General features: G+C 63.5%; 21 protein-coding genes. 6 read left to right on the top strand and 15 right to left on the bottom strand.

The annotated features are described in order from the left end of the window. Nucleotides 1-3: 3 nt before the first annotated feature. The 3 genes from P3C39_RS01850 to P3C39_RS01840 are packed head-to-tail and all read right to left on the bottom strand — an operon-like array spanning nucleotide 4 to nucleotide 3,825. Nucleotides 4-1,641 (bottom strand): ABC transporter substrate-binding protein, encoded by a 1,638-nt coding sequence (locus P3C39_RS01850; protein WP_275952536.1) that lies wholly within the window; start codon nucleotides 1,639-1,641, stop codon nucleotides 4-6. 34 nt (nucleotides 1,642-1,675) lie between these two features. Continuing rightward, on the bottom strand, nucleotides 1,676-2,452 hold the full coding sequence (locus P3C39_RS01845) for a DUF427 domain-containing protein (RefSeq protein WP_024503939.1): 777 nt from the start codon (nucleotides 2,450-2,452) through the stop codon (nucleotides 1,676-1,678). A 14-nt stretch (nucleotides 2,453-2,466) separates the two neighbouring features. Further along, entirely contained in the window at nucleotides 2,467-3,825 is a 1,359-nt protein-coding gene (locus P3C39_RS01840) for an LLM class flavin-dependent oxidoreductase (protein ID WP_024503940.1), read from the bottom strand. 191 nt (nucleotides 3,826-4,016) lie between these two features. Here P3C39_RS01840 and P3C39_RS01835 point away from each other — a divergent pair, with 191 nt between their 5' ends. From P3C39_RS01835 to P3C39_RS01820, 4 genes are all read left to right on the top strand, one after another. Continuing rightward, the gene (locus P3C39_RS01835; RefSeq protein WP_275952535.1) at nucleotides 4,017-5,825 is read left to right on the top strand and encodes an ABC transporter ATP-binding protein; all 1,809 of its coding nucleotides are present in this window, start codon (nucleotides 4,017-4,019) and stop codon (nucleotides 5,823-5,825) included. Between the two features lie 168 nt (nucleotides 5,826-5,993). Next, on the top strand, nucleotides 5,994-6,434 hold the full coding sequence (locus P3C39_RS01830) for a hypothetical protein (protein ID WP_245459329.1): 441 nt from the start codon (nucleotides 5,994-5,996) through the stop codon (nucleotides 6,432-6,434). A gap of 291 nt (nucleotides 6,435-6,725) precedes the next feature. Then, nucleotides 6,726-8,585 (top strand): ABC transporter ATP-binding protein, encoded by a 1,860-nt coding sequence (locus P3C39_RS01825; RefSeq protein ID WP_275952534.1) that lies wholly within the window; start codon nucleotides 6,726-6,728, stop codon nucleotides 8,583-8,585. Continuing rightward, a complete protein-coding gene (locus tag P3C39_RS01820; RefSeq protein WP_275952533.1) occupies nucleotides 8,585-10,477 on the top strand; it encodes an ABC transporter ATP-binding protein in 1,893 nt (630 codons plus the stop codon). The genes P3C39_RS01825 and P3C39_RS01820 overlap by 1 nt, the downstream gene beginning before the upstream one ends. 26 nt (nucleotides 10,478-10,503) lie before the next feature. Here P3C39_RS01820 and P3C39_RS01815 read toward each other — a convergent pair whose 3' ends face one another. From P3C39_RS01815 to P3C39_RS01780, 8 genes are all read right to left on the bottom strand, one after another. Beyond that, nucleotides 10,504-11,283 carry an ABC transporter ATP-binding protein gene (locus P3C39_RS01815; protein ID WP_063168688.1) on the bottom strand — a complete coding sequence of 260 codons (780 nt, stop codon included), beginning with the start codon at nucleotides 11,281-11,283 and terminating at the stop codon, nucleotides 10,504-10,506. A 10-nt stretch (nucleotides 11,284-11,293) separates the two neighbouring features. After that, nucleotides 11,294-12,061 (bottom strand): ABC transporter permease, encoded by a 768-nt coding sequence (locus P3C39_RS01810; RefSeq protein ID WP_027160903.1) that lies wholly within the window; start codon nucleotides 12,059-12,061, stop codon nucleotides 11,294-11,296. A gap of 109 nt (nucleotides 12,062-12,170) precedes the next feature. After that, entirely contained in the window at nucleotides 12,171-13,181 is a 1,011-nt protein-coding gene (locus P3C39_RS01805) for an ABC transporter substrate-binding protein (RefSeq protein WP_164745972.1), read from the bottom strand. Between the two features lie 197 nt (nucleotides 13,182-13,378). Continuing rightward, complete coding sequence (locus P3C39_RS01800) at nucleotides 13,379-14,677, bottom strand: hypothetical protein (protein ID WP_275953154.1); 1,299 nt, start codon at nucleotides 14,675-14,677, stop codon at nucleotides 13,379-13,381. A 29-nt stretch (nucleotides 14,678-14,706) separates the two neighbouring features. After that, nucleotides 14,707-15,438 carry a histidine utilization repressor gene (gene hutC / locus P3C39_RS01795; RefSeq protein WP_027160906.1) on the bottom strand — a complete coding sequence of 244 codons (732 nt, stop codon included), beginning with the start codon at nucleotides 15,436-15,438 and terminating at the stop codon, nucleotides 14,707-14,709. Between the two features lie 32 nt (nucleotides 15,439-15,470). Next, nucleotides 15,471-16,496, bottom strand: coding sequence for a zinc-binding dehydrogenase (locus tag P3C39_RS01790; protein ID WP_275952532.1), 1,026 nt, complete (start codon nucleotides 16,494-16,496; stop codon nucleotides 15,471-15,473). Nucleotides 16,497-16,511: 15 nt separating this feature from the next. Continuing rightward, complete coding sequence (gene hisD, locus P3C39_RS01785) at nucleotides 16,512-17,834, bottom strand: histidinol dehydrogenase (RefSeq protein WP_275952531.1); 1,323 nt, start codon at nucleotides 17,832-17,834, stop codon at nucleotides 16,512-16,514. A 207-nt stretch (nucleotides 17,835-18,041) separates the two neighbouring features. Further along, the gene (locus P3C39_RS01780) at nucleotides 18,042-18,815 is read right to left on the bottom strand and encodes a glucose 1-dehydrogenase (protein ID WP_275952530.1); all 774 of its coding nucleotides are present in this window, start codon (nucleotides 18,813-18,815) and stop codon (nucleotides 18,042-18,044) included. 130 nt (nucleotides 18,816-18,945) lie between these two features. Between P3C39_RS01780 and P3C39_RS01775 the strand changes: the two genes are divergently transcribed. Together P3C39_RS01775 and P3C39_RS01770 are read left to right on the top strand one after the other, a co-directional pair. Beyond that, the gene (locus P3C39_RS01775; RefSeq protein WP_275952529.1) at nucleotides 18,946-20,049 is read left to right on the top strand and encodes a histidinol-phosphate transaminase; all 1,104 of its coding nucleotides are present in this window, start codon (nucleotides 18,946-18,948) and stop codon (nucleotides 20,047-20,049) included. A 105-nt stretch (nucleotides 20,050-20,154) separates the two neighbouring features. Further along, nucleotides 20,155-20,523, top strand: a complete 369-nt coding sequence (locus tag P3C39_RS01770) for a hypothetical protein (RefSeq protein ID WP_275952528.1) — start codon at nucleotides 20,155-20,157, stop codon at nucleotides 20,521-20,523. 147 nt (nucleotides 20,524-20,670) lie between these two features. Here P3C39_RS01770 and P3C39_RS01765 read toward each other — a convergent pair whose 3' ends face one another. The 4 genes from P3C39_RS01765 to P3C39_RS01750 all read right to left on the bottom strand — a co-directional run bounded on the left by P3C39_RS01765 (nucleotide 20,671) and on the right by P3C39_RS01750 (nucleotide 24,885). After that, a complete protein-coding gene (locus tag P3C39_RS01765) occupies nucleotides 20,671-21,354 on the bottom strand; it encodes an SGNH/GDSL hydrolase family protein (protein WP_013530477.1) in 684 nt (227 codons plus the stop codon). A gap of 90 nt (nucleotides 21,355-21,444) precedes the next feature. Next, nucleotides 21,445-22,398 carry an ABC transporter permease gene (locus P3C39_RS01760; RefSeq protein ID WP_063168693.1) on the bottom strand — a complete coding sequence of 318 codons (954 nt, stop codon included), beginning with the start codon at nucleotides 22,396-22,398 and terminating at the stop codon, nucleotides 21,445-21,447. Nucleotides 22,399-22,401: 3 nt separating this feature from the next. Continuing rightward, nucleotides 22,402-23,364 (bottom strand): ABC transporter permease, encoded by a 963-nt coding sequence (locus P3C39_RS01755; protein ID WP_013530475.1) that lies wholly within the window; start codon nucleotides 23,362-23,364, stop codon nucleotides 22,402-22,404. Between the two features lie 9 nt (nucleotides 23,365-23,373). After that, the gene (locus P3C39_RS01750) at nucleotides 23,374-24,885 is read right to left on the bottom strand and encodes a sugar ABC transporter ATP-binding protein (RefSeq protein WP_275952527.1); all 1,512 of its coding nucleotides are present in this window, start codon (nucleotides 24,883-24,885) and stop codon (nucleotides 23,374-23,376) included. Nucleotides 24,886-24,932 lie beyond the last annotated feature (47 nt).

Raw genomic sequence — 24,932 nt, 5'->3', positions numbered from 1 at the left:
CGATCATGCCTGGACGAAGGAAACGCGGTCGAGCAGGAGATGCGAAATCGCGGTGAAGCGCACGCCCTCGACCTTGGAGCTGACGATGCGGCTGTATTGCGAGAAGTAGCTGATGATCGCCGGCGTCTCGTCGAGCAGCAAGGTCTGAATCTTGCGGGCAACAAGGCGCTGTGCCTGCAGGTCGCGCGCCTTCGAGTAGTCAAGCAGCAGCGCGTCATAGGCCGGGTTGTTGAAATGTGCCGCGTTCCAAGCTCCCGAACTCTTTAGCGTGGCGTTGAGGAAGATGTCGGGCGTGCCGCGGTGGCCATAGTCGGTGATGCCGAGCACCGAATCCAGCCATGGCGAACTGCCAAACGTCGCCGAGCCGTAATAGGCGTCCTGCGGCAGGACATTGAGCTTGACGTCGATGCCGGCCTTCTTGGCGAAGTTCTGGATGATGACCGCATAGTCGGGAATGTCATAGGCGCGTTCGGTGGTCAGCGTCACCTCGAAGCCGTTGGGCACGCCCGCCTCGCCAAGCAGCCGCTTGGCCTCGGCAGTGTCCTGCTTGCGCTGCGGCACCGATGGATCGGCCGAGGGGAAGATCGGCGCGAACGGCGTGTCGTTGCCGACGATGGCGCGGCCCTTGAGCAGGCCCTTGACCACAGCCTCTCGGTCGATCGTGAGCGCCAGCGCGCGGCGGATGCGCTTGTCGGTAAACGGCGCCTGGTCGGTCCTGAGATGCACCTGGTCGTGCGAGCTCGCCTGCACGCTCAGCAGCTTGAAGTTGGGATTGCCCTCGATCGCCAGCTCCAGCCGCGTCGTGCTTGGGATCACGTCGAGCTGGCCGGCCTGCAAAGCTAGCACCTGTGCCTGCTCGTCGTCGAAGAACTTGATCTCGATCCGGTCGGGCAGCGCCTTGTCGCCCCAGTAATTCTCATTGCGCACGAAGCTGGCGCCTTGCTTGGGGCGGAAGGATTCGAGCTTGAACGGACCGGTGCCGTTGAAAGTCTTCTCGAAATCACCGGCATAGTCGGCAGGCAGGATGACGGCATTGTAGACGTCGGAGGAGACATAGAACGGGAAGTTGCTGTTCGGACCGTCGAGATCGAAGGCGACGGTTTCGTCGTCGACCAGCTTGGCGCCGCCCTTGGACAGGATGCCCTTGTAGGCGGACAACGCCGACGAGCCGCTGGCCGGATCGACCAGCCGCTCGAAGCTCGCCACAACGTCTTTGGCGGTGACCGCGCGGCCATCGTGGAATTTTACCCCTTGCCGCAATTTGAAGGTCCAGCGGCTGGCCGTCTCGTTGGCCTCCCAGGACAGAGCCAGCTTCGGCTGCAGACCATCCTTCGGATCGTCGAGGATCAGATACTCGCCGACCTGGCTGATCACCCCGATGCTGGCCGGATCGGTGACCGAAACCGGATCGATCGCCTTGGTCGGCTGGCCGAGCCCGACGCGAACCGTGCCGCCGCCGGCAGCCGCGGCGCGTGCGCCTCCCAACCCCTGCGAGGCGGCAAAGCCGGTCAGGCCGAGCAGTGCGGCATATCTGAGGAGATCGCGGCGCTTGAGAAAGCCGCCCTGATGTTCGTCGACGGCGACATTCCAGATGTCCCCCGACAGATTGCGAACTGCGTCGATATCTCTGCGTCTGGTCATTTTGAAACCCTGCTTTGAAATGAAGATTGAAAATCTATGCGACGGGCTCGCCGTCGAGATGGATGCGGTCGACGGCCTGCGGATAGAAGGCGATGAGGCCCTTGATCTTCGGCATTTCCTCAATGGGATCCCGGTAGCTCCAGGCGATATCAGGGCGCACCGAACCGTCGCTCAGCAGGCCGGACCAGTAAGAGGCGATGCCCTTGTAGGGACATCGCGTCGTGGTGACGGACGCCGTCAGCCGCTCCAGCCGGATGTCTTCCGCGGGCAGATAAAAACGCGTCGGCAGATGCGTCTCGAACAGCAGCACCGGGCGGTGGCTGTCGGCGATCGGCTCGCCGTCGAACCAGATCTGCAAATGGCTCGAGCTTTGCAGAACATCGATGCGTGCATAGGGATCGCGGGCGTGGACGAAGACTTCCTCTTCCTCCTCGAACCACTGGTCGACGGCCTTCCAGGTGAATGCAATGCGGCCGGCCAGCGGCGCCAGGTTTTCATCCGGCGGCGACACGAACGACCACGCCGCGTTGGCGCTGCGCCTGTCGCCGCTGTCGATATCCCAATAGGCGGTCTCGCCACCGACCGGATGCGGCTCGCGATGCAGCGAAGGTTTCAGCACCGATGGGTCGACCGCTGACGGCGGGAAGAAATAGATCGGCAGGAAATGATTGGAGCGCAGCACCAGCACGTTGCGGCTGTCGGCGATGGTGCGGCCGCCGAATTTGACGCGCACACGCTTGGGGCTGTGCAGGACATTGACGAGCTGCGGCGCGGTCGCTTCGCGCGGCTGCAATCTTGGTGCGACGGTCATGATCGTTCTTCCGGTCAGGACACGGCACGCGCATTGTCGCGCTGCTCGGCGAAGCGGTTGGCGGGCCGCGCCAGGCCGAAACGGTCGCGCAACGTTCCCGGCCCGTATTCGGTCGGGAAGACGCCGCGCCGCTGCAGCTCCGGCACCACCTGTTCGGCAAAATTCACCCAGTCTTCTGGCAGCAGCGGGAACATCAGGTTGAAGCCGTCAGCGGCACCCGAAACGAACCAGTCCTGCAACTGGTCCGCGATCTGTACCGGCGTGCCGGCAACCGTCGGCACCGAACCGCTGTTGGCGAGCTTGCGCGCGATCTCGCGCAGGCTGAGATTCTGCTTCGCCCACTGCTTGACCCGGTTGAGCGATGTGCGCCCGCCATTGAACGTGCTTTCGTCCGGCAGCGGCGGCAGCGGCCCGTCCGGCGGGAACAGCGACAGGTCCAACCCGCTCCAGCTCGACAGAAGGTCGATGCCGACCTGATCCGGCAGCAAGGTCTGCAGGTATTCCTGCTTTTCCCGGCCTTCCGCTTCGGAGGCGGCGACGATCGGCAGGATGCCGGGCAGGATCTTGAAGCTCTCCGGCCGCCTGCCGTGGCGGGCCAGCCGCTCGTTGATGTCCTGACGGTATTTGATGCCATCCTCCTTGGTGCTGTAGATGGCGAAGTGCGCATCGGCCTGGGCGGTGGCGAAGTTCTTGCCATCTTCGGACGAGCCGGCCTGGACGATTAGCGGATGGCCTTGCGGCGGCCGCGAGACGTTGAGCGGCCCACGCACCTTGAAGTGCTTGCCCTTGTGATCGATGGGATGGACCTTGTCGGGGTCGGCGAAATGGCCTGACGCCTTGTCGATCAGCAGCGCCTCGTCTTCCCAGCTGTCCCACAGCGCCTTGACGATATCGAGGAATTCGGCCGCGCGTTCATAGCGGAAAGCATGTTCGATATTGCCGTCGCGGCCGAAATTGCGCGCCTCCTCATCCATGGCCGAGGTGACGACGTTCCACGACGCCCTGCCCTTGCTGATATGGTCGAGCGAGGCGAACATGCGCGCCACATTGTACGGCTCGCTGTAGGAACTCGACGCCGTGGTGATCAGGCCGATATGCTTGGTCACGCTAGCCAGCGCCGATAGCAGCGTCAGCGGTTCGAGGCGGGCATTGGCGTAATGGGCGACGCCGCTCTTGACTGAATCCCAGATCGACACGTGGTCGGCGACGAAGATGGTGTCGATCCTGGCGCGTTCGGCCGCCTGCACGAGATCGCGGTAGAATTCGAAATCCAGCACCTCCCGCCCCGGCGCCCTCGGGTGGCGCCACGACATCCGATGATCGCCCTGCGGGTTGAAGAAGAATGCGCTGAGGATCATGTGGTCTCGAGCCATGCCGGGCCTCCTTCCAGATCTGCTCCGGAGACCGTCGCGCTGCCTCGGCAGACGGCGACAATCTCTGCTGATGCGAGAAAGGTAGATTGCGCTCCGGCTTAATTCGAGTAATTTTATAGAGATAATACATTGCGAAAGCGGAAGCGATTGCCCTCGATGGCGGCGCTGGAAGAAAGTGGTTTCAAGTCCCCATGTCCTCCTCGGTTCTGAACGTAGACCAGCTGTCCGTGGCCTATGACGGGCGCAAGGGATCGCATCCCGCCGTCAGCGGCGTGTCACTGCACATCGGCGAAGGCGAAGCGCTCGGCCTGGTTGGCGAGTCAGGATCGGGCAAAAGCTCGGTGGCGCTCGCCATATTGCGCTATCTGCCGAAAAACGCCCGCATCGCTGCGTCGGCGCTGGAATTCCACGGCCGCGAAATCCGCGACCTTTCCGCCGAGCAGCTGCGCCGGCTCAGGGGAAATCATATCGCCGCCGTCTACCAGCATCCCGGTGCTGCCCTCAATCCAAGCATGACGATCGGCCGCCAGATCACCGAGACGGTCATGCGGCATCGCCCGGTTCGCCTCGAAGAGGCGCGCGGGCGCGCCGCCGAACTGCTGGGCCGCGTCCGGGTCAGCCATCCGGAGCGGGTGCTGGATCTCTATCCGCACGAACTCTCCGGCGGCATGCAGCAGCGCGCCAACATCGCCATTGCCATTGCGCTCGACCCATCGCTGCTGGTGCTGGATGAGCCGACGACGGCGCTCGACGCCAGCGTCCAGTCCGAGATCATCGCCATCCTCTCCGACTTACGCAAGGATCACAAAACCAGCATCCTGCTGATCAGCCACGACATCAATATGATCCGCCGCTCCTGCGACCGGGTGGCAGTGATGCAGGCGGGAACCGTGGTCGAAAGCGGCGTTGCGAGCGATGTCTTCGACAACCCCTCTCACGCCTACACCAAGGCGCTCATCGCCTCGATCCCGGCGCTCAACTACACCAAGCGGGACGGAAGACTGGCGGAGACGGACGGCGTGCCAGCGCACCCAACAGCCCAAGGCGAAGACGCCGGCCTGCCAAAAGAACGCCGCATCGCGATCGCCTGCAAAGGCATCAGTCACGCCTTCGGCAGCCAGCCAGTGCTGCACCACGTCGATCTCGACATCGGCCAGGGCGAGACCTTCGGGCTGATCGGCGAGTCCGGTTCTGGCAAGTCGACCCTGGCACGGATCGTCACCGGCCTGCAGACGCCAAGCGCCGGATCGGTCGAACTGTTCGGCAGGACGGTCGCGCCGCGCGTCGAGAAGAGAAACCTTGCCGAACGCCGCGACGTGCAGATGGTCTTCCAGTCGCCGGATCGCACGCTCAATCCGCGCCAGCGGATCGGCACGATCCTAGGCCGCCCGCTGCGCAGGCTCGCCGGCCTGCGCCGCAGCGAGGTGAGAGCCCGCGTCGGCGACCTGCTGCAATCGGTTCGCCTCGCCGGCGCCACGGCCGAGCAGAAATCGCGTTCGCTGTCCGGCGGCCAGCGGCAGCGGGCGGCAATCGCGCGCGCCTTCGCCGGCGTGCCGAAGGTCGTCGTGCTCGATGAACCGACCTCCGCGCTCGACGTCTCCGTCCAGGCGACCGTTCTCAACCTGCTCAACGACCTGCAGCGCGACAAGGACACGACCTATCTGTTCATCAGCCACGACCTCAGGGTGGTGCGCTACATGGCCGACAGGATCGGCGTGCTCTATCGCGGACGCCTGGTCGAAACCGGCACATCCGACCAGATCTTTCGCGGCCCCAACCACCCCTATACGGCCCTGCTTTTGGCTGCGTCCTCCGACGAAGCTGCGCCGAGACTATCCGCTCCAATCGAGATCGAGGCAGCCGGTGTCCCGAATACGGGGTGCTCCTTCGCCGACCGCTGCCCGCTGGTCCTGCCCGACTGCCGAAAGGCGGAGCCGCCGGCCCGAGAGACCGCGGCAGGGCATCTGATCGCCTGCTGGCGGCACGGCAAGGGTGTCTGAGCGCCCGAAGGTCCGCAGCAGTGGCAGGGTTTTAGCGGCAAGCAGATCGTCGATGTCTGGAACCTCTCCGACGGCTGCTGCGGAGTTCCTGCCGCCGTGGTTGGGCCGCTTCCTCGCATACAAGTACATTCATTTGTGCTAATATATAACTGTCATGCACATTCGTTCGTGACGAAGACGTGGGAGGATGCAATGAAAACCATGAATCGCAGGTCTGCAATTGCTCTCGGTGTGACGGCTGCCGCGATAACGCCTCTGTTCACCCTGGCGGCATCAGCGAAGAAATACGGCCCGAAGGAAGGCAAGGAGATTGCGCCCGGTGTCAGGGTGGTTGAGGTCAGCACCGGCAACTCCGACATTCCCGCCTACAAGAGCATCGCAATTGTCGACGTGGTATTTCAGCCCGGCGCACACGCGCCTCAGATGGTGATGGACAACGATATGGTCTGCACCATTGCTTCAGGTGCGTTCACGATCAAGAAGGCCGACAAGGAATTCAAGCTCAAGACGGGTGACATGTACACCTGCGCCAAAGGCAAGACCGACGAGGCGACAAATACAAGCAAGGAGGTCGGCGTGCATCGGATCGCCATCCTGATACCTGCCTAGCAAACCGGATTCCGGCCGGATGGAAGGTCGCATGCCGTCCGGCCGGCGCTTGCGTACAGCTAAGTGCTGGCCTCGTCCGGCCAACGCCCTTCGGCAAGATCGGCAGGATTCCGCCGCTGGTGCCAGCCGGGTCACAGCCGCATGTTCGCTTTCCTTCAGGCACAGTGCGATGCCGGCATTGGCTCTTGAAGGGCCAAGCCAGACCCGCGTAACATAGCGCCAAGTCAACCGCTCACATTGAGTCTGCTTTATTAGTCCGGACTAACGTCCGGATTGGTTTGGATATTTTCCTTGAACACGCAAGCAACCAGCAGCGCGCCGGAGCGCGGCAAATCGTTTGCTCACGTCGCGGAAGCGTCCTGGGGCAAGGGCCTCAGCACCTTGCTTCGCATCGTGCGCATGACACTGCGCCATCCCTGGCAGGTCGCCATCACCATCGTCTCGACCTTCATTGCCGCGACGCTGCAGCTTTTCATTCCACGCCTGCTGGGACGCGCCATCGACCAGGCGCAAGGTGTGATGGCCGCGGGTGCCGGCGCTGCGGCGGAACAGGCGCTGTGGAACACGGCGCTGACGCTGCTCGTCGTCTCGATCCTGCGCGGCCTCTTCACCATGGCGCAGAACTACTATGGCGAGGCCGTCGGTCATCGCACCGGCTATGAACTGCGGCTCGCCTTCTACGAGAAGATCCAGCGCCTGAGCTTCGCCTACCACGACAGGGTCCACACCGGCGATTTGATCACGCTCGGCCTGCTCGATCTCGACGGCGTGCGCATGTTCTTCTCCACCGGCATCCTGCGCGTCGTCCTGCTCGGCGTGCTGATCGGCGTCGGCGCCTATCTCCTGATCAGCACCGATCTCATGCTCGGGCTGCTCAGCCTGAGCTTCGTGCCGTTCGTTGCCTGGCGGTCCTCGGTCACCCAGCTCAAACTGCGCAGCACCTGGCTGACGTTGCAGGAGCGGTTGTCTGTGCTGAGCCGGGTGATGGATGAGAACCTCGGCGGCATCCGCGTCGTGCGGGCCTTTGCGGCACAGCGGCATGAGCTCGACAAATTCGACCGCGCCAAGCTGTCGGCGCTGGAGCTTGCCAATCGGCGCGTCGACATCCGCGTCTCCAACACCAGCGCCATGAATTTTTCCTTCCTGGTCGCCATGGGGCTGGTGCTCTGGTTCGGCGGCCAGAAGGTGATCGCGGGTCAGATCAGCGTCGGCACGCTCGCCCAGTTCCTCACCTTCATGACCATCCTGCAGATGCCGGTGCGCCAGCTCGGGCTGATGGTCAATTCCTTCGCGCGCGCCTCGACCTGCGGCAGCCGGCTATTCGAACTGCTCGACGCCGAACTCGACATCGAGGACGCGCCCGGCGCCAAGGATCTCGTCGTCACCGATGGCGTGCTGCGCTTCCACAATGTCGGCTTCCGCTACGAGGGCGCGGGCGACCGGCCGACTCTGTCGGGCATCTCCTTCGAGGCGAGGTCCGGCGAGACCATCGGCATCGTCGGCCCGCCAGGCAGCGGCAAGTCGACCATCGCGCACCTGATCCCGCGCTTCTACGACGTCACCTCAGGCGCGATAACCATCGACGGCCAGGACATCCGCAAGGTGACGCTGCAATCGTTGCGCAAGGCCGTCGGCGTCGTGCAGCAGGACGCGTTCCTGTTCACCACCTCGATCGAGAACAACATCGCCTACGGCAATCCCTGGGCGCGCGAGACCCGCATCGGGCAGGCAGCCGAGTACGCGCAGCTGCACAACTACATCATGGGCCTCCCAGCCGGTTACACCACGGTCGTCGGCGAACGCGGCGCGTCGCTTTCCGGTGGCCAGCGGCAGCGCCTGACCATCGCCCGCAGCCTGATGCTGCGGCCGTCCGTGCTGGTCTTCGATGATTCCACCGCGGCCATCGACGCCGGCACCGAACAGCGGATCCGGGCAGCGATGAAACGCTTCGCCAGGGATCGCGTGACACTCATCATCTCGCACCGGCTGAGTTCGCTGATGCATGCCGACCAGATCCTGTTCGTCGAGGGCGGCCGGATCGTCGAGCGCGGCACGCATGAGGAGTTGCTGGCGCTCGGTGGACGCTACCGCGCGCTCCATGACCTGCAGTTGCGGCCGGACGATGAGCGGCCCGTGGCGGGAGCCGCGTGATGCAGACACCGGCCGACGACGAGAAGGAAGACACCAGCGGGCCACCGACAAAGGCGGTCGTGGGCTCGCACCGCGACGACGAAGAGGTCTTCGGCAAAGCTTATGACCCGCGCATCGTGCGGCGTATCTGGAGCTTCGTGAGGCCGTATCAGAACCGGATTTTCATCTCACTCGCCGCGGTGCTGGTGTTCACGCTGACGCAACTGGCGATCCCGCTGGTCATCCGCTACGCCATCGACCACGGCATGACGGCTGGCAAGCTGGACCAATCGGTGATGATCGCCGCGATCAGCGCTTTCGCCGTGATCATCCTGATCAACTATGCCGCCAGCTATGTGCAGGAAAGCGTCGTCGGCAAGGTGGCCGAAAACGTGCTGTCGGACCTGCGCCGCGCCATGTTCAGCCATCTGCAACGGGTCTCGCTGAGCTTCATGGACAAGACCGAGGTCGGGCGGCTGATGTCGCGCCTGCAGGGCGACGTCAATTCGATGCAGGAATTCCTCGAAACATCGGTGATGTCGGTAGGCGACATCGTGCTGTTGTTCGGCATTGTCAGCGTGCTTTTGTGGCTCGATTTCCGACTGGGCCTGCTGACGCTGTCGACCATGCCGGTGCTGTTCATCGTGCGCCTTTTCTGGCTGCCGCGCGCCAAGGTCGCCTTCATGGCCGCGCACGAAACCAACTCGATCGCCAACGGCGCACTGGCCGAAGGCATCCATGGCGTGCGCACGGTGCAGAGCCTCGAGCGCCAGCACGTCAATTTCGACCTCTACGACGAAAAGGTGCTGGCCAACCTCAATGCCCATTTGAGGTCGGCGAAATACGCGCAGGTAATGGTGCCGATCGTCGACACGCTGACCGGCATCGCCATGGCAACTGTCATCGTCGTCGGCGGGTCGATGGTGCTCTCGCACAGCCTCGACATCGGCGTCATGGTGGCGTTCCTGTTCTACATCCAGCGCTTCTTCGACCCGATCCGCTCGCTGACCATGCAATACAGCGTCATGCAGCGAGCCATGGCTTCGGGCCAGCGCATCTCCGAAGTGCTCGACGTGCCGGTCGACATCAGAGACAGGCACGGTGCCGTGGCGCTGTCGCGCGACATGGACGGCTCGGTCGAGTTCAGGAACGTCACCTTCGGCTATAGGCCGAACCAGCCGGTGCTGAAGAACATCTCCTTCCGCGTCAACCCGGGCGAGACCGTGGCCCTGGTCGGCCCGACCGGATCGGGCAAGTCGAGCTCGATGGCGCTGGTGCACCGCTTCTACGATGTCTGGTCGGGTGAGGTTCTGGTCGGCGGCCATGATGTGCGTGACCTGACCCAGGATTCGCTCGGCGATCAGGTCGCGATGGTGCTGCAGGAGCCGTTCCTGTTTTCCGGCTCGGTGCTGGAAAACATCCGCTACCACAAGACATCAGCCAGCCGCGAGGAGGTGGTCCGCGCCGCACAAGCCGTCGGCGCGCACGATTTCATCGAGAACCTGCCAGATGGCTACGATACCGAACTCGAGCAGCGCGGCGGCAATCTCTCGCTGGGCCAGCGCCAGCTGATCAGCTTTGCGCGCGCGCTGGTGGCGGATGCAAAGATCCTGGTGCTCGACGAAGCCACGGCCAGCATCGATTCCTACACCGAGATGCTGATCCAGAAGGCGCTGATCACGCTGCTGGAAGGCCGCACCGGGCTGGTCATCGCCCACCGTCTGGCCACTATCCGCGGCGCCGACCGCATCATCGTGCTGCAGAACGGCGAGATCGTCGAAAGCGGCAACCACGAACAGCTGATGGCAAGAAAAGGCCTCTACGCCCGCCTCTACAACATGAACTACGCCTCGTTCCACGACATTTCCGAAGGCGAGCTGGAACTGGACGCGGCAGTCGGCAAGGCGACCTGATTGGACCTGCAAACGACCGCAGGCGCCTAGGCCATTTCGGGGCGTTTTGAACCCTCGCGGATGGCCTTGTGCACGCCGCGTTGCAGATCCATGAATACAGGGCTTTCCATCACCTCTTCGCGGCGCGGGCGCTCGATATCCACGTTGAATGTCTGCGTGATACGTCCCGGGCCGATGCCCATGACGACGATGCGGTCCGACAGATAGACGGCCTCCTCCACATCATGGGTGACAAACAGGACGGTCAACCTGTGTTCCTCCCAGATCTGGGTCAGCAGTTCCTGCATCTGATGCCGGGTCAAGGCATCGAGCGCGCCGAAGGGCTCGTCCATCAACAGCATCTTGGGCCGGTAGGAAAGCGCGCGCGCAATGGCGACGCGTTGTTTCATGCCGCCCGAGAGTTCGGCCGGATAGCGGTCCGCACTACCAGACAGCTTGACGAGTTCGAGATGCTCCAGCGCGATCCTGCGGCAGGTCGGGCGATCGTAACCAGCGGCCTTGAGGGCAAACTCGATGTTCTGCCGCGCCGTCAGCCAGGGAAGCAGCGTGTAGGACTGAAAGACGACGCCACGGTCGAGACCAGGCTGCAGGATCGGCGCGCCATCGATGCTGAGATCGCCCGCGTCGAAGTCCTGCAGTCCGGCCACGATCGACAGCAGCGTGCTCTTGCCGCAGCCCGACGTGCCGACCAGGGAGACGAACTCGTTGTCGGCAAGATCGAGGTTGATACCGCGCAGTACTTCCGTGCGCCGCTCGCCCGTGCCGAAGCTCTTGTGGAGACCGGCGATCCGCAATTTGGGGCTCATCGGCTGGACCTCATTGCGAGCGGCCCTCTTGCTTGAACAGCACCTTTTCCAGCGCCTTCATCACCTGGTCGGTGATGAGGCCAAGCAGGCCGAGCAGCAGGATGTAGCCGATGATGGTGTTGGTCTGGAAATAGCGCTGCGACACGGTGATGCGATAACCGAGCCCCGAAGTGGCGGCGACGAGTTCGGCCAGCACCAGCCAGGTCCATGCCCAGCCCAAGCTGATGCGCAGCGTATCCCAGATGCCCGGCAAGGCACTGGGCACGACGATGCGCGTCAGGATCTTGCGATCCGGCAGGCCTAGCGTGCGCCCAAGGCCGATGAAATCGGCTGGAACCCGTTTCACATTGTCCATGATCATCAGCACTTGCTGGAAGAACGTGCCGATAAAGATGATCAGGAATTTCTGCGAATCGCCGGTGCCGGCCCACAGGATGGAGAGCGGCACGAAAGCGACGACCGGCATGTAGCGGATGAAATCCACCAGCGGCTCGATGGCCGCTTCCCAGGAACGGAAACTGCCGATCAGCACGCCGATCGGTATCGACAGGGCCGAGGCGATGAGGAAGCCGATGGAGATACGGTACATCGAGGCTTTGAGGTCCAGCCACAACGTGCCGTCGGCCGCGAGCTTGGCGATCTGCATAGCGACGCTGCCCGGCGATGGCAGGAAGATCGGCTTTACCAACCCCAGTCCGGTCGCCGCCCACCAGGCAAGGCCGAGCCCGACGAACACGGCCACCGCGATCACCAGGAAGCGCGACCTGGCGATGGGCACGCCGATGCCGGAGGATCGGCGACGCCTCGCCTGTTTCGTGGGGCGAGCCGGATCCGTTTGAGCGGGACGCTCCCCGGGCATCTGCGTCACCACCGCGATCCGGCCTTGGTCATTCCGCCGCCTTGACGAATGACGGGTCGATCATCTGCTCCGGCGTCACATCGGCCTGCAGCAGCTTGGCGTTCTTGGCGGCGGCTTCGACATCGGCGAAGGTCTTGGTGGTGAAATCACCGGTCAGCGCCGCCTTGTTTTCGGCGAGTGAGTAGTAACGCACGCCGTCAAAGGCGGTGTTGAGGTCCTTGACGTCCGAACCGACAGCTTTGGCGATGATGGCGCGCCCACCGGGCGTATCGGCATTGTAGTCCTTGAGCGCTGCGTCCCAGCTCTTGATCATGGCCAGCACTTGGCCGGGCCGCGACTTGATCACCTCGTCACGCACCACCAGCACGTCGCTGATCAGGCCGGGATCCTCGCCGGCGGTGAACAGCAGCTTGAGGTCCTTGTTCTGCGCCATGGCGACGGTGAGGTACGGTTCATAGGTCACCGCGACCGGCACCTGGCCGGCGATCAAGGCGCTGCCGGCGTCGGACGCAGGCATCGGAACCGGCTTCACATCGTCGATCGACATGCCGTTCCTGGTGAGCGCGTATTTGAGCAGGATGTCGCTCGTCGTGCCTTCCTCGAAGGCCACCTGCTTGCCCTTGAGGTCCGCGATGGAGGTGACGTCCTTGCCGGCGATGATCGCGTCGGCGGTCATGGAGACGTCGAGCAGCAGCACGATCTTCACCGGCAGGCCGGCCGCAACCATGCCCATCGCCGTGTGGGTGGCGATGTTGGCGGCGTCGAGCTGGCCGCTTGCAAGTGCTGCATTGATGTCCTTGTCCTCGGCGAAGTTGACGATCTGGACGTCGCTCAGCCCGTTCGTCTTGAACAGGCCCTTGGCCTCGGCGACATGCCACTGGCCATAGCCGAGCCAGGGCTCGATGCCGATCTTGAACGCTCCTGCCTCGGGCGTGGTGGGAATGGCCGCATCGGCCGCGTAGGCCGCCGGGGCGGCGGCGAGCCCGATGGCGGCGGCCATCACGAGCGCGCGAAATTGTCCTGTTAGGTTACGCATCATCCTTGTTCCCCTTGATGATCGGACCGCTTTTTCTGACGGAGGTAGCCGGTCCGGTGAGACTGCGGGTTTCTGCTCTTGCGGCACTGTGCCTCGGCGTCTTACCTGCCACTTCATGGTGAAGTGCGCGGATATTTCAGCGTCAGCGGGAGCGGATGTCAAGGCTAAAATACATACATGCATATACAAGTTGGAAAGACTCAATTTTTACGCTCTCCGGGATCGATCCGGTCTAGAAAATCGGTCACCCGATCGGTTCCGGCGACAGGTTCGCTGCCGACCATGACCGCCACCGAAAAGGCAATAAGGGAAGAAACCGACGTGTGGCTGCGCACGCCGGTGCGCAGGTTCATGACCAGCGTCGGCGACAGGAAGAGACCGGCCCGGAGCACCGCGCGCCAATCGGCCGGCAGCATGCCGCGCCGTTTGAGCTCAAGCAGCAATGGCCGCCACAGCGCTGTGGCCTTGACCTCCAGCAGGTCGCGGCGGACGGGGCTCAGGTCCCAGTCCGTGTCGACATGGAGCAGGTTTCCGTCCAGCCGCGCATGGGCGCGAAAAGCCTCGGTCGCGGTCGCCGGATCATAGAGCCAGAACGGGTGGGCGAAGATGTTGTGGAACGTCGCCTTCACCTCCGCCAGCAGCGTGGGGATATGCGAGCCGGCAAAGGCGGGATCGAAGAAGGACAGCTCCGCCCTCCCCGCCTTCGCCGTGTACCAGACATTGGCGTTGTGGGCGTCGCCATGCGCGACCACGCCGCCTGCATCGGCAAGCCGGTCCGGCCGCAAGCGCACTGCGGCGGCATCGAAAAGCTCACCGACGCTGTCGGTGTACTGCTGGCCGTTGATGACGAATTTCAGCCGGGAAAACCGATCCCAATCCAGCTCGGCACCGGGAAAGACGAACGGCTTGCCGACATAGAAATCGGCCAGCCGGCCGCCTGGCGACAAGCGTGTCTCGGCATCGATCAGCCGCTCATGAAACAGCCTGTGGATCGGTTCCGCCGCCACCTCCTCGACGGCTACCGGATGCAGCGTTTCGAGATAGACCTTGAGCAGCCTGGCCGACAGGTCGCGCTCGGCAAGAACGGCTTCTCGCCGTTTGCCGGCATCGTCCTGCGCATCCAGCGCGAACAGCACATCCGAAAACCTCGGATCCGTGCGCCGCCGATAGACAAGGATCTGCTCGCCCGGTTGGGCCGACATATGCACGGGTTGATCAACCGGCAGGCCGGCGCGCGACAGAATCTCGGCGCGGTAATACTCGCCCGTCATCGCCTCTTCCCGCTCCTCCTGATGGAACTTGAAGAAGTAGGCCTTGCCGTCGTCCTCGAAGAAGCCGTTCAACGAATTGAGGCTGTATTTATCGAAGTTGATGCGGACATCGCGGGGGCGCATCGCGAACAGGTCGCCCAGCAATGCCGCCAGCGCGCTTTGTGCTTCGGCAACATCATGCTGCGCGAGTGCCCGGATCCGCGCCGTGCGGCTCGGCGCCGGCGTCATCTGTCGCTCTTGCATTCGACCTGCTTCCGTCAGCTGCTTTTTGAAGGGGAATAGCGGCTGCCGAGCGAGTAGCGGCTGCCGGCATAAGTCAGCTTGCTGATCGTCGCCACCACCGCGCCCGTCCATGTCCGGCGGTGCAGGAAAAGGCAGCAGGCGCCGACATCGATGCCCAGATGCCGCGCCGTCTCGGCATCCGCCGGGACGGCGGAAATGATATGCTCGACCTCGGTCACCGGGGTTTTCTGCATGAGGTAGTCATAGGTCGCCGTCTTCGAAAAATCCTGCTTGTCATAGTCGGGGATAAGGCTCGGATTGACGAAGCGCTCTTCGAGTTGCACCGGCAGATCGTTCTCGAAATTGACGACGACGGAATGATAGATCGAGACGCGCTTTGGAAATTCGAACGACAGCGCCAGCTCTTTTGTCGGCATGATGGTTTCGAGGACGAGGACTTCGGAACGATGTCTGTTGCCGCGCTCGACGATCTCGGCTGCGATGTTGTTGATCTCGATCAGCGTCGACTGTGGCCTAGGCGGCGCGATGAAGGTCCCCACACCTTGCAGGCGGATCAGAAACCCGGCCGAGGTCAATTCTCTGAGTGCCCGGTGAACCGTCATCCGCGAGACGCCGAGTGAAGCGACCAACTCATTCTCGGACGGCAGCTTGCGATCTTTGCCCCACCGGCCCGTTCCGATGTTTGCCAGGATGTAGTCCTTCACCTTCTCGTAAAGAGGGCTGGCGGTGTCGGGCAAAGTGATCATTTCAAAAGTCCTTTCCGGCGATTCATCGGAAATCACGACTGCTCGACAGGTTGCCGCATGCGGATGATTGTTTTCAAGCCGTCGCTGCGCCCCGCCAACAGCCGCTCATAGGCAGCCGGAATGTCATCCAGGCCGATCTCCTGGTCGATCAGCGCCAGCAGCGGTTCGCTCAATTCACCCAGCATCCGCACGGCCTCGGGCAGTTCGTCGGCAAAGGCATGGCATCCCAGCAACCCGATTTCGCGTTCGACCAGCGTATTGGGATCAATGTCGAGGCGGCCGTGGAAGATGCCGACCATGGCGATCGTACCGCCGGGATCGAGAACGCCGAGCATCTGATTGAGCGCCGCGACGCTGCCGGTCGCCTCGATGGCCGCGAGCAGCGGGGCATTGGCAGTTGCGGCGGCAACGGCGTCCCGGCTCAGATCGACGATCCGGGCACCCGTCACCCGCGCCACCCGGGCGCAGCGGCTCTGGTTGCGGTCGGCGATCAGCACGGTGCCGGCGAAGGTCCGCGACAACAGCAGGGCGGCAAGACCGCCGATAGGCCCGCAGCCGACGACCAGCACGGAGCCTGTCGTTTTCGGCAGGCGCCGCACCGCGTGCAGCGCCACCGCCAGCGGCTCGGCCATTGCCGCGACCCGCTCGTCGAGCCCGGCACCGATGATATGCAAAAGCCGTGCAGGCAGCACCGCCTGTTCGGCAAAACCGCCGTCGCAGACCTCTCCGACGAAGCCCAGTGACGCGCAGAGATGATGCCTGCCGGCTTGGCATTGCGCGCAGTCTCCGCACCAGAAGCGGGAATCGGCGACAACCCTGTCACCGATAGCGAAGGCGTCGACGCCCTCGCCGGTGGCGGTCACCGTGCCGGTCAGCTCATGGCCGGCCGTCGAAGGCGACCGGCTTATCCACTGTCCCGTGCGGAAATTATGCAGGTCCGAACCGCAGATGCCGGCGGCATCGACCCTGAGCTTCACCCAGCCTGCATCCGGCGCGCCCGGCGTCGCGATGTCCTCGACGCGCAGATCGCCGGGCCCGTAAAGTCGTGCCGCCTTCATCTCGATCGGTTCCGCTCAGCCGGCAAGATAGCGGTCGCGGATCTCCGAGACCGCGTTCTCATGCGAGCTGAAGCCCTCGTAGCGGGCGAGCCTGCGGGCGTGCAGAGCGAGTTCCCGATAGGCCACCGAGGTGACATAGCCGACCGACGAGCGCTTGACGAAATCCGTCACCGAAAGCGGCCCGTAGGTCCGCGCCCAACGGCTGGTCGGCAGCACCGCATTGGGTCCAAGCACGAAATTGGCCAGCGTCACCGGCGTGTGCGGCCCCATCAGGATTTCAGCCGCCTCGGTGATGCGCCCGAGATGCGCGAACGGCTCCTTCGACAGGATCTCGAGATGTTCGGGCGCATAGTCGTTGATGAAGCGGTAGCTGTCTTCCAGCGACGCGGTCAGCACGATGCCACCGCGCTTGCCGGTCAGCACCGCGCGTGAAAACTCGACACGCTGCTCGGTCATCCGCGACCAGTGCTCCGGGATTGCAGCCAATGCGGCTTCGGCGACCTTGCGGCTGTGCGTCACCAGATAGGCCGAAGAATCCGGCCCGTGCTCGGCTTCGATCAACAGGTCGAGCGCAGCAAGCCCGCCGTCGACGCTGTCATCGGCAAAGATGATCGCTTCGGACGGCCCGGCCGGAAGGCCTGTGTTGATGACCGACGACAGCACGCTCTTGGCCGCCACCACCCAGGGGCTGCCGGGGCCGACGATCTTGAGCGCGGGCTTCACCGTCTCCGTGCCGTAGGCGACGGCGGCAACTGCCTGAGCGCCGCCGCATTTGTAGACGGTTCCGACGCCGGCGAGGCGTGCGGCGACCAACGTTGCCGCGTCCACCGAACCATCCGATGTCGGCGGCGTCACGATGGCGATTTGCGGCACGCCGGCAATCACCGCCGGCACCGACGTCATCATCGTCACCGATGGGAAAGCACCCTTGCCGCGCGGCACGTAGAGCGCAACGGAAGCGATCGGCGTGTACCGGTCGCCGGCATAGGCGCCCGGCCGGACTTCCTTGAGCCACATCGTTTCCGGCTTCTGCTCCTCATGGAAATGCCTGATGTTGTCGATGCCGAACTGGATGCTCTCGACGACGTCCTTTTCCACCTTGTCGAACGCCGCGTCGAACTCGGCTTCCGACACCTGCAGCTCGCCCTCGGCGACATTGGCCTTGTCGAGTTCCCTGGCGAAGCGGATCAAGGCGGCGTCGCCTTCGTCCTTGACGGCCTGGATGATCGGCCGGACCTTCTCGACGAAGACCGTCAGATCGGCCTCGGCGCGCTTCAGCAGACTGGCGCGCTGGTCGGCATCGATGGATGACAAATCGTGGAAGCTGATGTCGGACATGGCTGCTCGTTCTCCTGGAACTCTTGGAACGCAATGACGGCTGGCGCAGGCCGGCCATATGCTGCGGGCCGACAGGTCGACCCTGAACAAGGATCAAAGCCGTCGAGAGGCTTCACTCGGCCAAAAGTATATACATGTCTATGTGATGGTCGCCAGCGATTTTTCCATCATCCTTCCCGTCGAAACTACCGAGATAAACCTGCCTCATCAGATCGAGGCGAGAAAGCCGCCATCGACCGGAATGGACTGGCCGGTTATGTAGGCCGCCGCATCCGAAGCGAGGAACACGGCGATGCCATGCAGATCGGAGAGATCACCGAAACGCCGCTGCGGGATCTTGGCCAGCATGGAGTGCTGCCATGCCTCGTTGTTGTAAAAAACGTCCGTCATCGCCGTCCTGAAATAGCCCGGCGCGATGGCGTTGACCCTTATGCCAAGCTCCGCCCACTCGGCCGCAAGCGCCCGCGTCATGCCGAGCAGGCCGGACTTCGACGAGCCATACGGCACCGCGGTTGGGATTCCGACTTCCGACGTCAGCGAGCACAGGTTGATGATGGTGCCGGGACGGCCGGCGTCGCGCATCTGCCGCGCGGCGGCCTGGGCGCAGAAGAACGCTCCCTTCAGATTCGTGTCGACGATCCTGTCCCACAGCGCCTCGTCGACATCGAGCGAGGGCCGCACCTCCTCCGTCCCGGCATTGTTGACGAGAATGTCGAGACCACCAAGCAGGCTGGCAGCCTCGTTGGTGGCTGCGCGGCAGCGGCCGACATCGGTGACGTCGAGAGCGACGGCATGCGCCACCCCACCGGCCGCGCGGATGGCGACCGTCGTGTGCTCCAGCGCGGCCAGGCTGCGCGCCGTGACCGCGACGTCGGCGCCGGCAGCGCTCAGCGCTTCGGCGATGCTGCGCCCGATGCCACGGCTGGCGCCGGTGACAAGCGCCTTCCTGCCGGAGAGATCGAAGAGAGAAGCGTTGCGCATATGATCCTCCTGGTCGGTGTCGGTTTCCGCTTCGGCGTAGAGACTATCAGGTCAGCTTACATATACAAGCATATACAAAGCATTTCAGCTGCGGTACGGATGACGAAATCCACCGCAGAGGAGCCAGCCCGTGTCGAAAGCCTCGGATATGGTCCGCACCGAAGTCAACCGCCTGTCGCCCTACAATTCCGGACTGACCATTGACGAGGTGCGGAAACGATACGCACCGGCCAGAATCGCCAAACTGGGCTCGAACGAAAACCCGCTCGGGCCCAGCCCGACCCTCGCCACGACGATGCATGCCGGCTCCGAGATGTTCCGCCTCTATCCGGACCCTGCCGGGCGCAAGCTGCGCCAGGCGATCGGCGACAAATATGCCGTCGCCGAGGACCAGATTATCCTCGGCAATGGTTCCGAAGATCTTCTCTCCGTCATCAGCCGCGCCGTGTTGCGGCCGGGCGACGCCGTCGTCACGCTCTATCCGTCGTTTCCGCTGCATGAGGACTACACGACGTTGATGGGCGCTACCGTCAAGCGCGTTGTCGTCAACGACGATCTGACCATCAATGTCGATGCGCTGGTCGAGGCGGTGCGCGAACGGCCGCGCATGCTGCTGTTCTCGAACCCGATGAACCCGGTCGGCAGCTGGCTCTCCGGCGGCGATCTGTCGAGGGTTCTGGATGCGACGAGCGACGAGACGCTGATCGTCATCGACGAAGCCTATGCCGAATATGCCAAGGGCGACGACTATGCGTCATCCCTGCCCTATCTGGGAAAGCTCGACCGGCCCTGGATCGTGCTTCGGACCTTTTCCAAGGCGTTCGGCCTGGCCGGATTGCGGATCGGCTTCGGCATCGTCGGCGACCCGGAGCTGCGCGCGCTGCTGGACCGCGTCCGCACGCATTTCAACGCCAACGGCATGGCCCAGGCCGCAGCATTCGCGGCGCTGGCCGATGACGAACACCTCGCCAGGGTCGTAGCTCTGGCCAGGGCGGAGAGAAAACGCGTCGAGACTTTCCTGGCGAGCAAGGGCCTCGACGTCGCCGCCTCCAGAGGCAATTTCCTGTTCTTCAACTGCCGGCAAGATGCCTCCGTCTTCGTCGAAGGCCTGCTGCGGCAAGGGGTCATCGTCAAACCTTGGAAGCAGCAGGGCTCTGACACCTATGTGCGTGTCAGCATCGGCTCGACTTCGGAAAACGACCACTTCATGGCCGCTCTGTCGGCGCTGTTGTGAATGCACGTCTGGGCGGATCGCTCCGCGCTTGGGAGCCGATCGCTGCCGCCCTATTTCGCCCAAGGCTTTGACCGACGCTTGGCTTGGCTGCCGTGCGGATCGTCGATGACCACAGCGTATTTATTTGGCTTCGGACCAGCCGCAGGCCTTAACTTTCGCAGCGTGGGTTTTTACATCCGAGGGGTCTGCAAACGATCGACGCTTGAGGAGGCTCCCTTGCAGCAGCCAGATGACATAGCCGCCCGCCGATTGGGCATTCTCATCGAGCAATATGTGGAAGCGCGTAAAAAGCGCTATGACTATGTGTCGACCGAGCAGGCCTATCGGGCCATCCGGCAGGTCCTCAAACCCGCCATTCCCGATCGCGAGCTCGACGACATGGTCGCCGCACTTGCCGTCAAGAACGGCCTGGCGGTCGTCTTCGATCGTCAAACCAAAGCATCGGCCGATGATGTTCCGAGGCCAAGCCCCTAGATCGACGCACATCTGCCGGCGCCAGGCGCCATATCAACGCGGGGCCAAACGCATCGTTCGGCCCCGCATCGATGTGCATCGCCGGAGGAACCTGCGACACACCTGCGCCGTGGGCCTGTGTGCCGCAAGCCGACGGGCGTGGCGGCTTCAAGCGGCGGTGCTGACCTGGCCCGGCTCGAGGATCGACTTGACCTTGTCGGCGACGGCGCGTCCCAGATCGGCGTTGTTTGCGGCGGTGAAATGAATTCCGTCGACACCGTCCGTGGTGAGGTAATCGCCGGCATTGAGGAAATCGATCTTCATGAAATCCGCCATCGCCTTGTACTGCCTGGCCAGGTCCCTGGATTTTTCGTGCCCGCCGCCGAACATGCCCTCGAACCATGGATCGGGCATCGGGGTCAGCGGCGGCGGCGCAATGACCAGCGCCTTGGGGGCCGGATAAGGGGTGCCGATGCCGCCGGCACTGGTCAGGATTTGCCCGACCAGTTTCGCCATTCCATTGGCGATCTCATAAGGCGTCCGGCGGAAATAGGACTTGGTGTCGTTGGTGCCGAGCATGACGATGACCAGGTCCAGCGGCAGATGGCTGGCGATGGCCGAGGGCAGGTAGTTCGCCCCGTTCAGGCGCGGATCGTTGGGGTCGTCGAGACAGGTCGTGCGCGCGCTCAGGCCTTCCTCGATGATGTGGTAGCCCCCTCCCAGCGCCGCCGCCATCACACCGGTCCAGCGCTGGTCATAGGGGTAGCGGTAGGTCGGCGACCCCTCCTTGACCGGAACCCAGCCCCAGGTCAGCGAGTCGCCGTAGCACATGATGTTTTTTGGCGGTGACATCCATGTTTCTCCATCTGTTTGCAATTGTCTGAACGCGTGGATTTGTCAGTCCCGGCGAACGCCGGTCGGCTTGCTTTTCGCCGTCTCAGGTCAGGGGTTTCGCACCCGCACTCCGTAGAAGATCGCGGCACCCAGGATGATGACGCCCTGCGCGATGAGCTTGCCGGGCTCGTCGATGCCGAGCACCGTCATCACCACGAACAGCAGCGCAAAGCACAACGCCCCGAAGAAAGGTCCCCAGACGCCACCGTCGCCGCGACCGAAGACGACGCCGCCGAGGATCGTTGCCGCGACCGCCAGGATCGGCAGGTCGAGGCCGACACGGACGCTGCCGACGGCGATCGAACCGGTCTGTACCAGGGCCGCGATCGCCGCGATCAGGCCGGCGAGCGTGTGCGCAAGGATCACCGTGCGCTGGACCGGCACGCCGGAAAAATGCGCGGCTTCGGCATTCTCCCCGACCGAGGCGACGTAGCGGCCAAAGACGGTCCGCGACAGCAGCAGCCACACCAAAGCGGTCAGCAGGACCCAGAACAGCACCGGCGTCGGAACCGACAGGAATTTCGTGTTGTAGAGGTCGTTGAACAGCTTCGGCACATCGCCGGGCGGATTGCCGCTCGACAGGAACTGCACCAGCCCGACCAGGATGATGCTGACCGCCAGCGTGACGATGACCGCCGACACCCGCCGGCTCCCTATCATGAAGCCGTTGAACAGGCCGATGACGAGGCCGGTACCGAGCGCCAGCACGACGAAGAAAGGCATCGACGCGCCGGGGAAAGTGCCCGACGAAATGAAATAGTTGATGAGCAGGATGATGCCGCCGCCGGAAAGGTCGATCGACTTCACCCGCATGACGACGAGCTGCCCCAGAACCAGGATGCCGAGCGGGACGATCTGCCTGACGAAGATACCCATGATGTTGAGGTTGAGCATGTTCGGCCGTGCGATCCACAGCGTGGCCAGCAGCACGAGGAAGACAAAATAGGACGGCGGTATGCGCAGCAGGCGCCGGGCGATCGGATTTGCGAGAACGGCAGCCATCTTTCAGAGCCCCATCTTCTTGCGGGATTGCAGCCCGACCACCGCCAGCAGGATGCCGCCCTTGATCGCGGTCTGGACGAACGGCGAGACGTTGGCAAGGTTCATGCCATTGGCCAGCAGCGCCATGACCAGCGCGCCGATCACGGTGCCGTGCAGGCTGCCTATGCCACCGGAAAGCTGGGTGCCTCCAAGCGCCACGGCGGTGACGGTATCGAGTTCGAAAAGCAGCCCAACATTCGGATCGCCCGACACGATGCGCCCGGCCAGGAAGACACCGGCAACGGCTGCGAAACAGGAACAGATCACATAGGCGAGGATGATGTTGCGGCGGTCGGAGACGCCGAAATTGCGGGCAGCACTCTCGGCGCCGGACGCGATGCCGCCGCCGATCGCAAACAGATGCAGCCCATACCGGGATCCGTAGAGCAGTTTCCACGCTGCCAGGATCACGACGATGCCCCAGAAAACCGGATAGGGAATGCCGAGGAAACTGCCCGAGACGGCATCGATGACGATCTCCGGCACCGTGCCGCCGGAGACGGGCCGCAGGATGCGCGTGATGCCGAGCACGATGTACTGCGTCGACAGCGTCGCGATGATCGGATGGACGTTGAAACGGGTGATCGCCAGACCGTTGATCAGCCCGATGACTGCCGCCAGCACGAAGACCGCCGGGATCAACACAATCGCTGGCTGGTCGAGCGCCAGCACCGCGGTGGTGAAGCTGATGACCGAGCCGACCGACAGGTCGAGCCCGCCGATGAGCACGACGACGAGCTGTCCGATCGCCGCGATGATCAGCGGCATCGCCTGGGCAACCAGGTTGAAGAGGTTTTCGGCCGTGGCGAACTGCGTCGTCTCGACGGTCAGCCACAGCGAAATGAGCAAGGCGACCAGCAGCGGCAGGCCCCACAGGCCCTGCCGCGTGTTCCGGCCATTCAGGATGTTGAAAACCGAACGAACCATGGCAGGCCCCTAATGCTGGCGCGTGGAGCCGCCCATGAGGGCCGCGTCGAGAATCTTGTGTTCGCTCGCCTGCGCTGCCGGCATTTCGGCCACGATCGTGTCGTGATGGACGACGTAGATGCGGTCGCAGAGCCCGATCAGCTCGATCGTCTCGCGCGACAGCACCAGCACCGCGCCGCCCTTCGCGGTGAAGTCCCGCAGAAGATGGTAGATCTCGGACTTGGCGCCGATGTCGACGCCGCGCGTCGGCTCTTCGACCAGCAGAAGATCGAGATCGGCGGCAAGGTAGCGGCCGAGCAGAACCTTTTGCTGGTTGCCGCCCGACAGCGAACCGACCGCAGCCGACAGGCCCGCCGCCTTTATGTTCATGACCTCCATCATGCGGGCGATGACGTTTCGATATGGCCGCGCCGGCGCAAGTGCAGGGCGCCTCGAATGCAATCCGATGGCGATGTTGTGGGCGATCGGCAAAGCGAGGAAGAGCCCCTCTTCCTTGCGGTCCTCGGGAACGAAGCCGACCTTCAGCTGCTGCAAATACCGAACGCCCGCCGACGCCGGGAGCGGCATCTTCAGCGCCTTGCCGTTGATGGAAATCGTCCCGGCGAAGGGATGGTAGCGGCCAATCAGCGATCGCAGGAAGCGCTGCTGGCCCTGCCCTTCCAGCCCGGCCAGGGCGACGATCTCGCCCTTGTGCAAAGTCAGCGACAGCGGCTGCGATGTCTCGGTGATCTTGAGGTTTTCGACGCGCAGTATCTCATCGCCTACATCGCCCGTACGATCGGGAAAAAGGTCCTGGAGTTCGCGTCCGACCATCATGGCGATGAGTTCGTCGGTGGTGATCTCGGACACCGTCCTGGTGCCGACCAGTGCGCCATCCTTCAGCACCGTCACCGTGTCGCACAACTCGAAGATCTCCTCCATGCGATGCGAGATGTAGACGATGGCTTTTCCCTTGTCGCGCAGCCGGCGGATGTTGCGGTTGAGCACATCGACATCGGCCGCGTTGAGCGCCGCCGTCGGCTCATCGAGGATGAGCACGCTGGCGTCGGCCTGGATGCAATGCGCGATCTCGACGAATTGCCGCTCGGCGATCGTCAGGTTGGAAACGAGTTGCGACGGGTCGAGCGTGAGGCCGAGTTCGCCAAGCGCCCTGGCGGTCTGGCTTTTCATCGCGGGATAGTCGATCGAGCCGAACCGGGTCGTCGGCTCCCGGCCGAGGAACATGTTCTCGGCGATCGACAGATTGGGCAGCAGCGAATGCTCCTGGAAAACGGTCGAAATGCCGGCATCGAGCGCGGCGCGCGGCGACTTCAGATCGAGCTTCTCGCCGCTCATGAAGATCTCGCCGGAATCGGGCTGATGCACGCCCGCCAGAATCTTCATCAACGTCGATTTGCCGGCACCGTTCTCGCCCATCAGGGCGTGGACGCTGCCCGCCTTGAGGTCCAGGGAAACGGAGTGGAGCGCCTTGCTTCCTCCGAATGCCTTCGAAATGTGGGACATCTCGACAAGATTGGTCACGAAACCCTCGAACGAACCGGATTCAACACATGGAACGGCCTGCGGGG

It is taken from the genome of Mesorhizobium sp. XAP4 (assembly GCF_029269325.1).
Classification (GTDB): domain Bacteria; phylum Pseudomonadota; class Alphaproteobacteria; order Rhizobiales; family Rhizobiaceae; genus Mesorhizobium; species Mesorhizobium ciceri.
Note: the sequence above shows the minus strand (reverse complement) of the source record. Positions and strands in the feature narration are given on the sequence as shown.

Excerpts from the sequence above, each read along its gene's own strand:
- P3C39_RS01780 (WP_275952530.1), bottom strand. The coding sequence starts at position 18,815 with ATGCGCAACGCTTCTCTCTTCGATCTCTCCGGCAGGAAGGCGCTTGTC.
- P3C39_RS01800 (WP_275953154.1), bottom strand. The coding sequence starts at position 14,677 with ATGACGCCGGCGCCGAGCCGCACGGCGCGGATCCGGGCACTCGCGCAG.
- P3C39_RS01815 (WP_063168688.1), bottom strand. The coding sequence starts at position 11,283 with ATGAGCCCCAAATTGCGGATCGCCGGTCTCCACAAGAGCTTCGGCACG.
- P3C39_RS01760 (WP_063168693.1), bottom strand. The coding sequence starts at position 22,398 with ATGGCTGCCGTTCTCGCAAATCCGATCGCCCGGCGCCTGCTGCGCATA.
- P3C39_RS01820 (WP_275952533.1), top strand. The coding sequence starts at position 8,585 with ATGCAGACACCGGCCGACGACGAGAAGGAAGACACCAGCGGGCCACCG.
- P3C39_RS01850 (WP_275952536.1), bottom strand. The coding sequence starts at position 1,641 with ATGACCAGACGCAGAGATATCGACGCAGTTCGCAATCTGTCGGGGGAC.
- P3C39_RS01805 (WP_164745972.1), bottom strand. The coding sequence starts at position 13,181 with ATGATGCGTAACCTAACAGGACAATTTCGCGCGCTCGTGATGGCCGCC.
- P3C39_RS01840 (WP_024503940.1), bottom strand. The coding sequence starts at position 3,825 with ATGGCTCGAGACCACATGATCCTCAGCGCATTCTTCTTCAACCCGCAG.
- P3C39_RS01845 (WP_024503939.1), bottom strand. The coding sequence starts at position 2,452 with ATGACCGTCGCACCAAGATTGCAGCCGCGCGAAGCGACCGCGCCGCAG.
- P3C39_RS01755 (WP_013530475.1), bottom strand. The coding sequence starts at position 23,364 with ATGGTTCGTTCGGTTTTCAACATCCTGAATGGCCGGAACACGCGGCAG.
- hutC (WP_027160906.1), bottom strand. The coding sequence starts at position 15,438 with ATGATCACTTTGCCCGACACCGCCAGCCCTCTTTACGAGAAGGTGAAG.
- P3C39_RS01770 (WP_275952528.1), top strand. The coding sequence starts at position 20,155 with ATGACCACAGCGTATTTATTTGGCTTCGGACCAGCCGCAGGCCTTAAC.
- P3C39_RS01835 (WP_275952535.1), top strand. The coding sequence starts at position 4,017 with ATGTCCTCCTCGGTTCTGAACGTAGACCAGCTGTCCGTGGCCTATGAC.
- P3C39_RS01765 (WP_013530477.1), bottom strand. The coding sequence starts at position 21,354 with ATGTCACCGCCAAAAAACATCATGTGCTACGGCGACTCGCTGACCTGG.
- hisD (WP_275952531.1), bottom strand. The coding sequence starts at position 17,834 with ATGTCCGACATCAGCTTCCACGATTTGTCATCCATCGATGCCGACCAG.
- P3C39_RS01790 (WP_275952532.1), bottom strand. The coding sequence starts at position 16,496 with ATGAAGGCGGCACGACTTTACGGGCCCGGCGATCTGCGCGTCGAGGAC.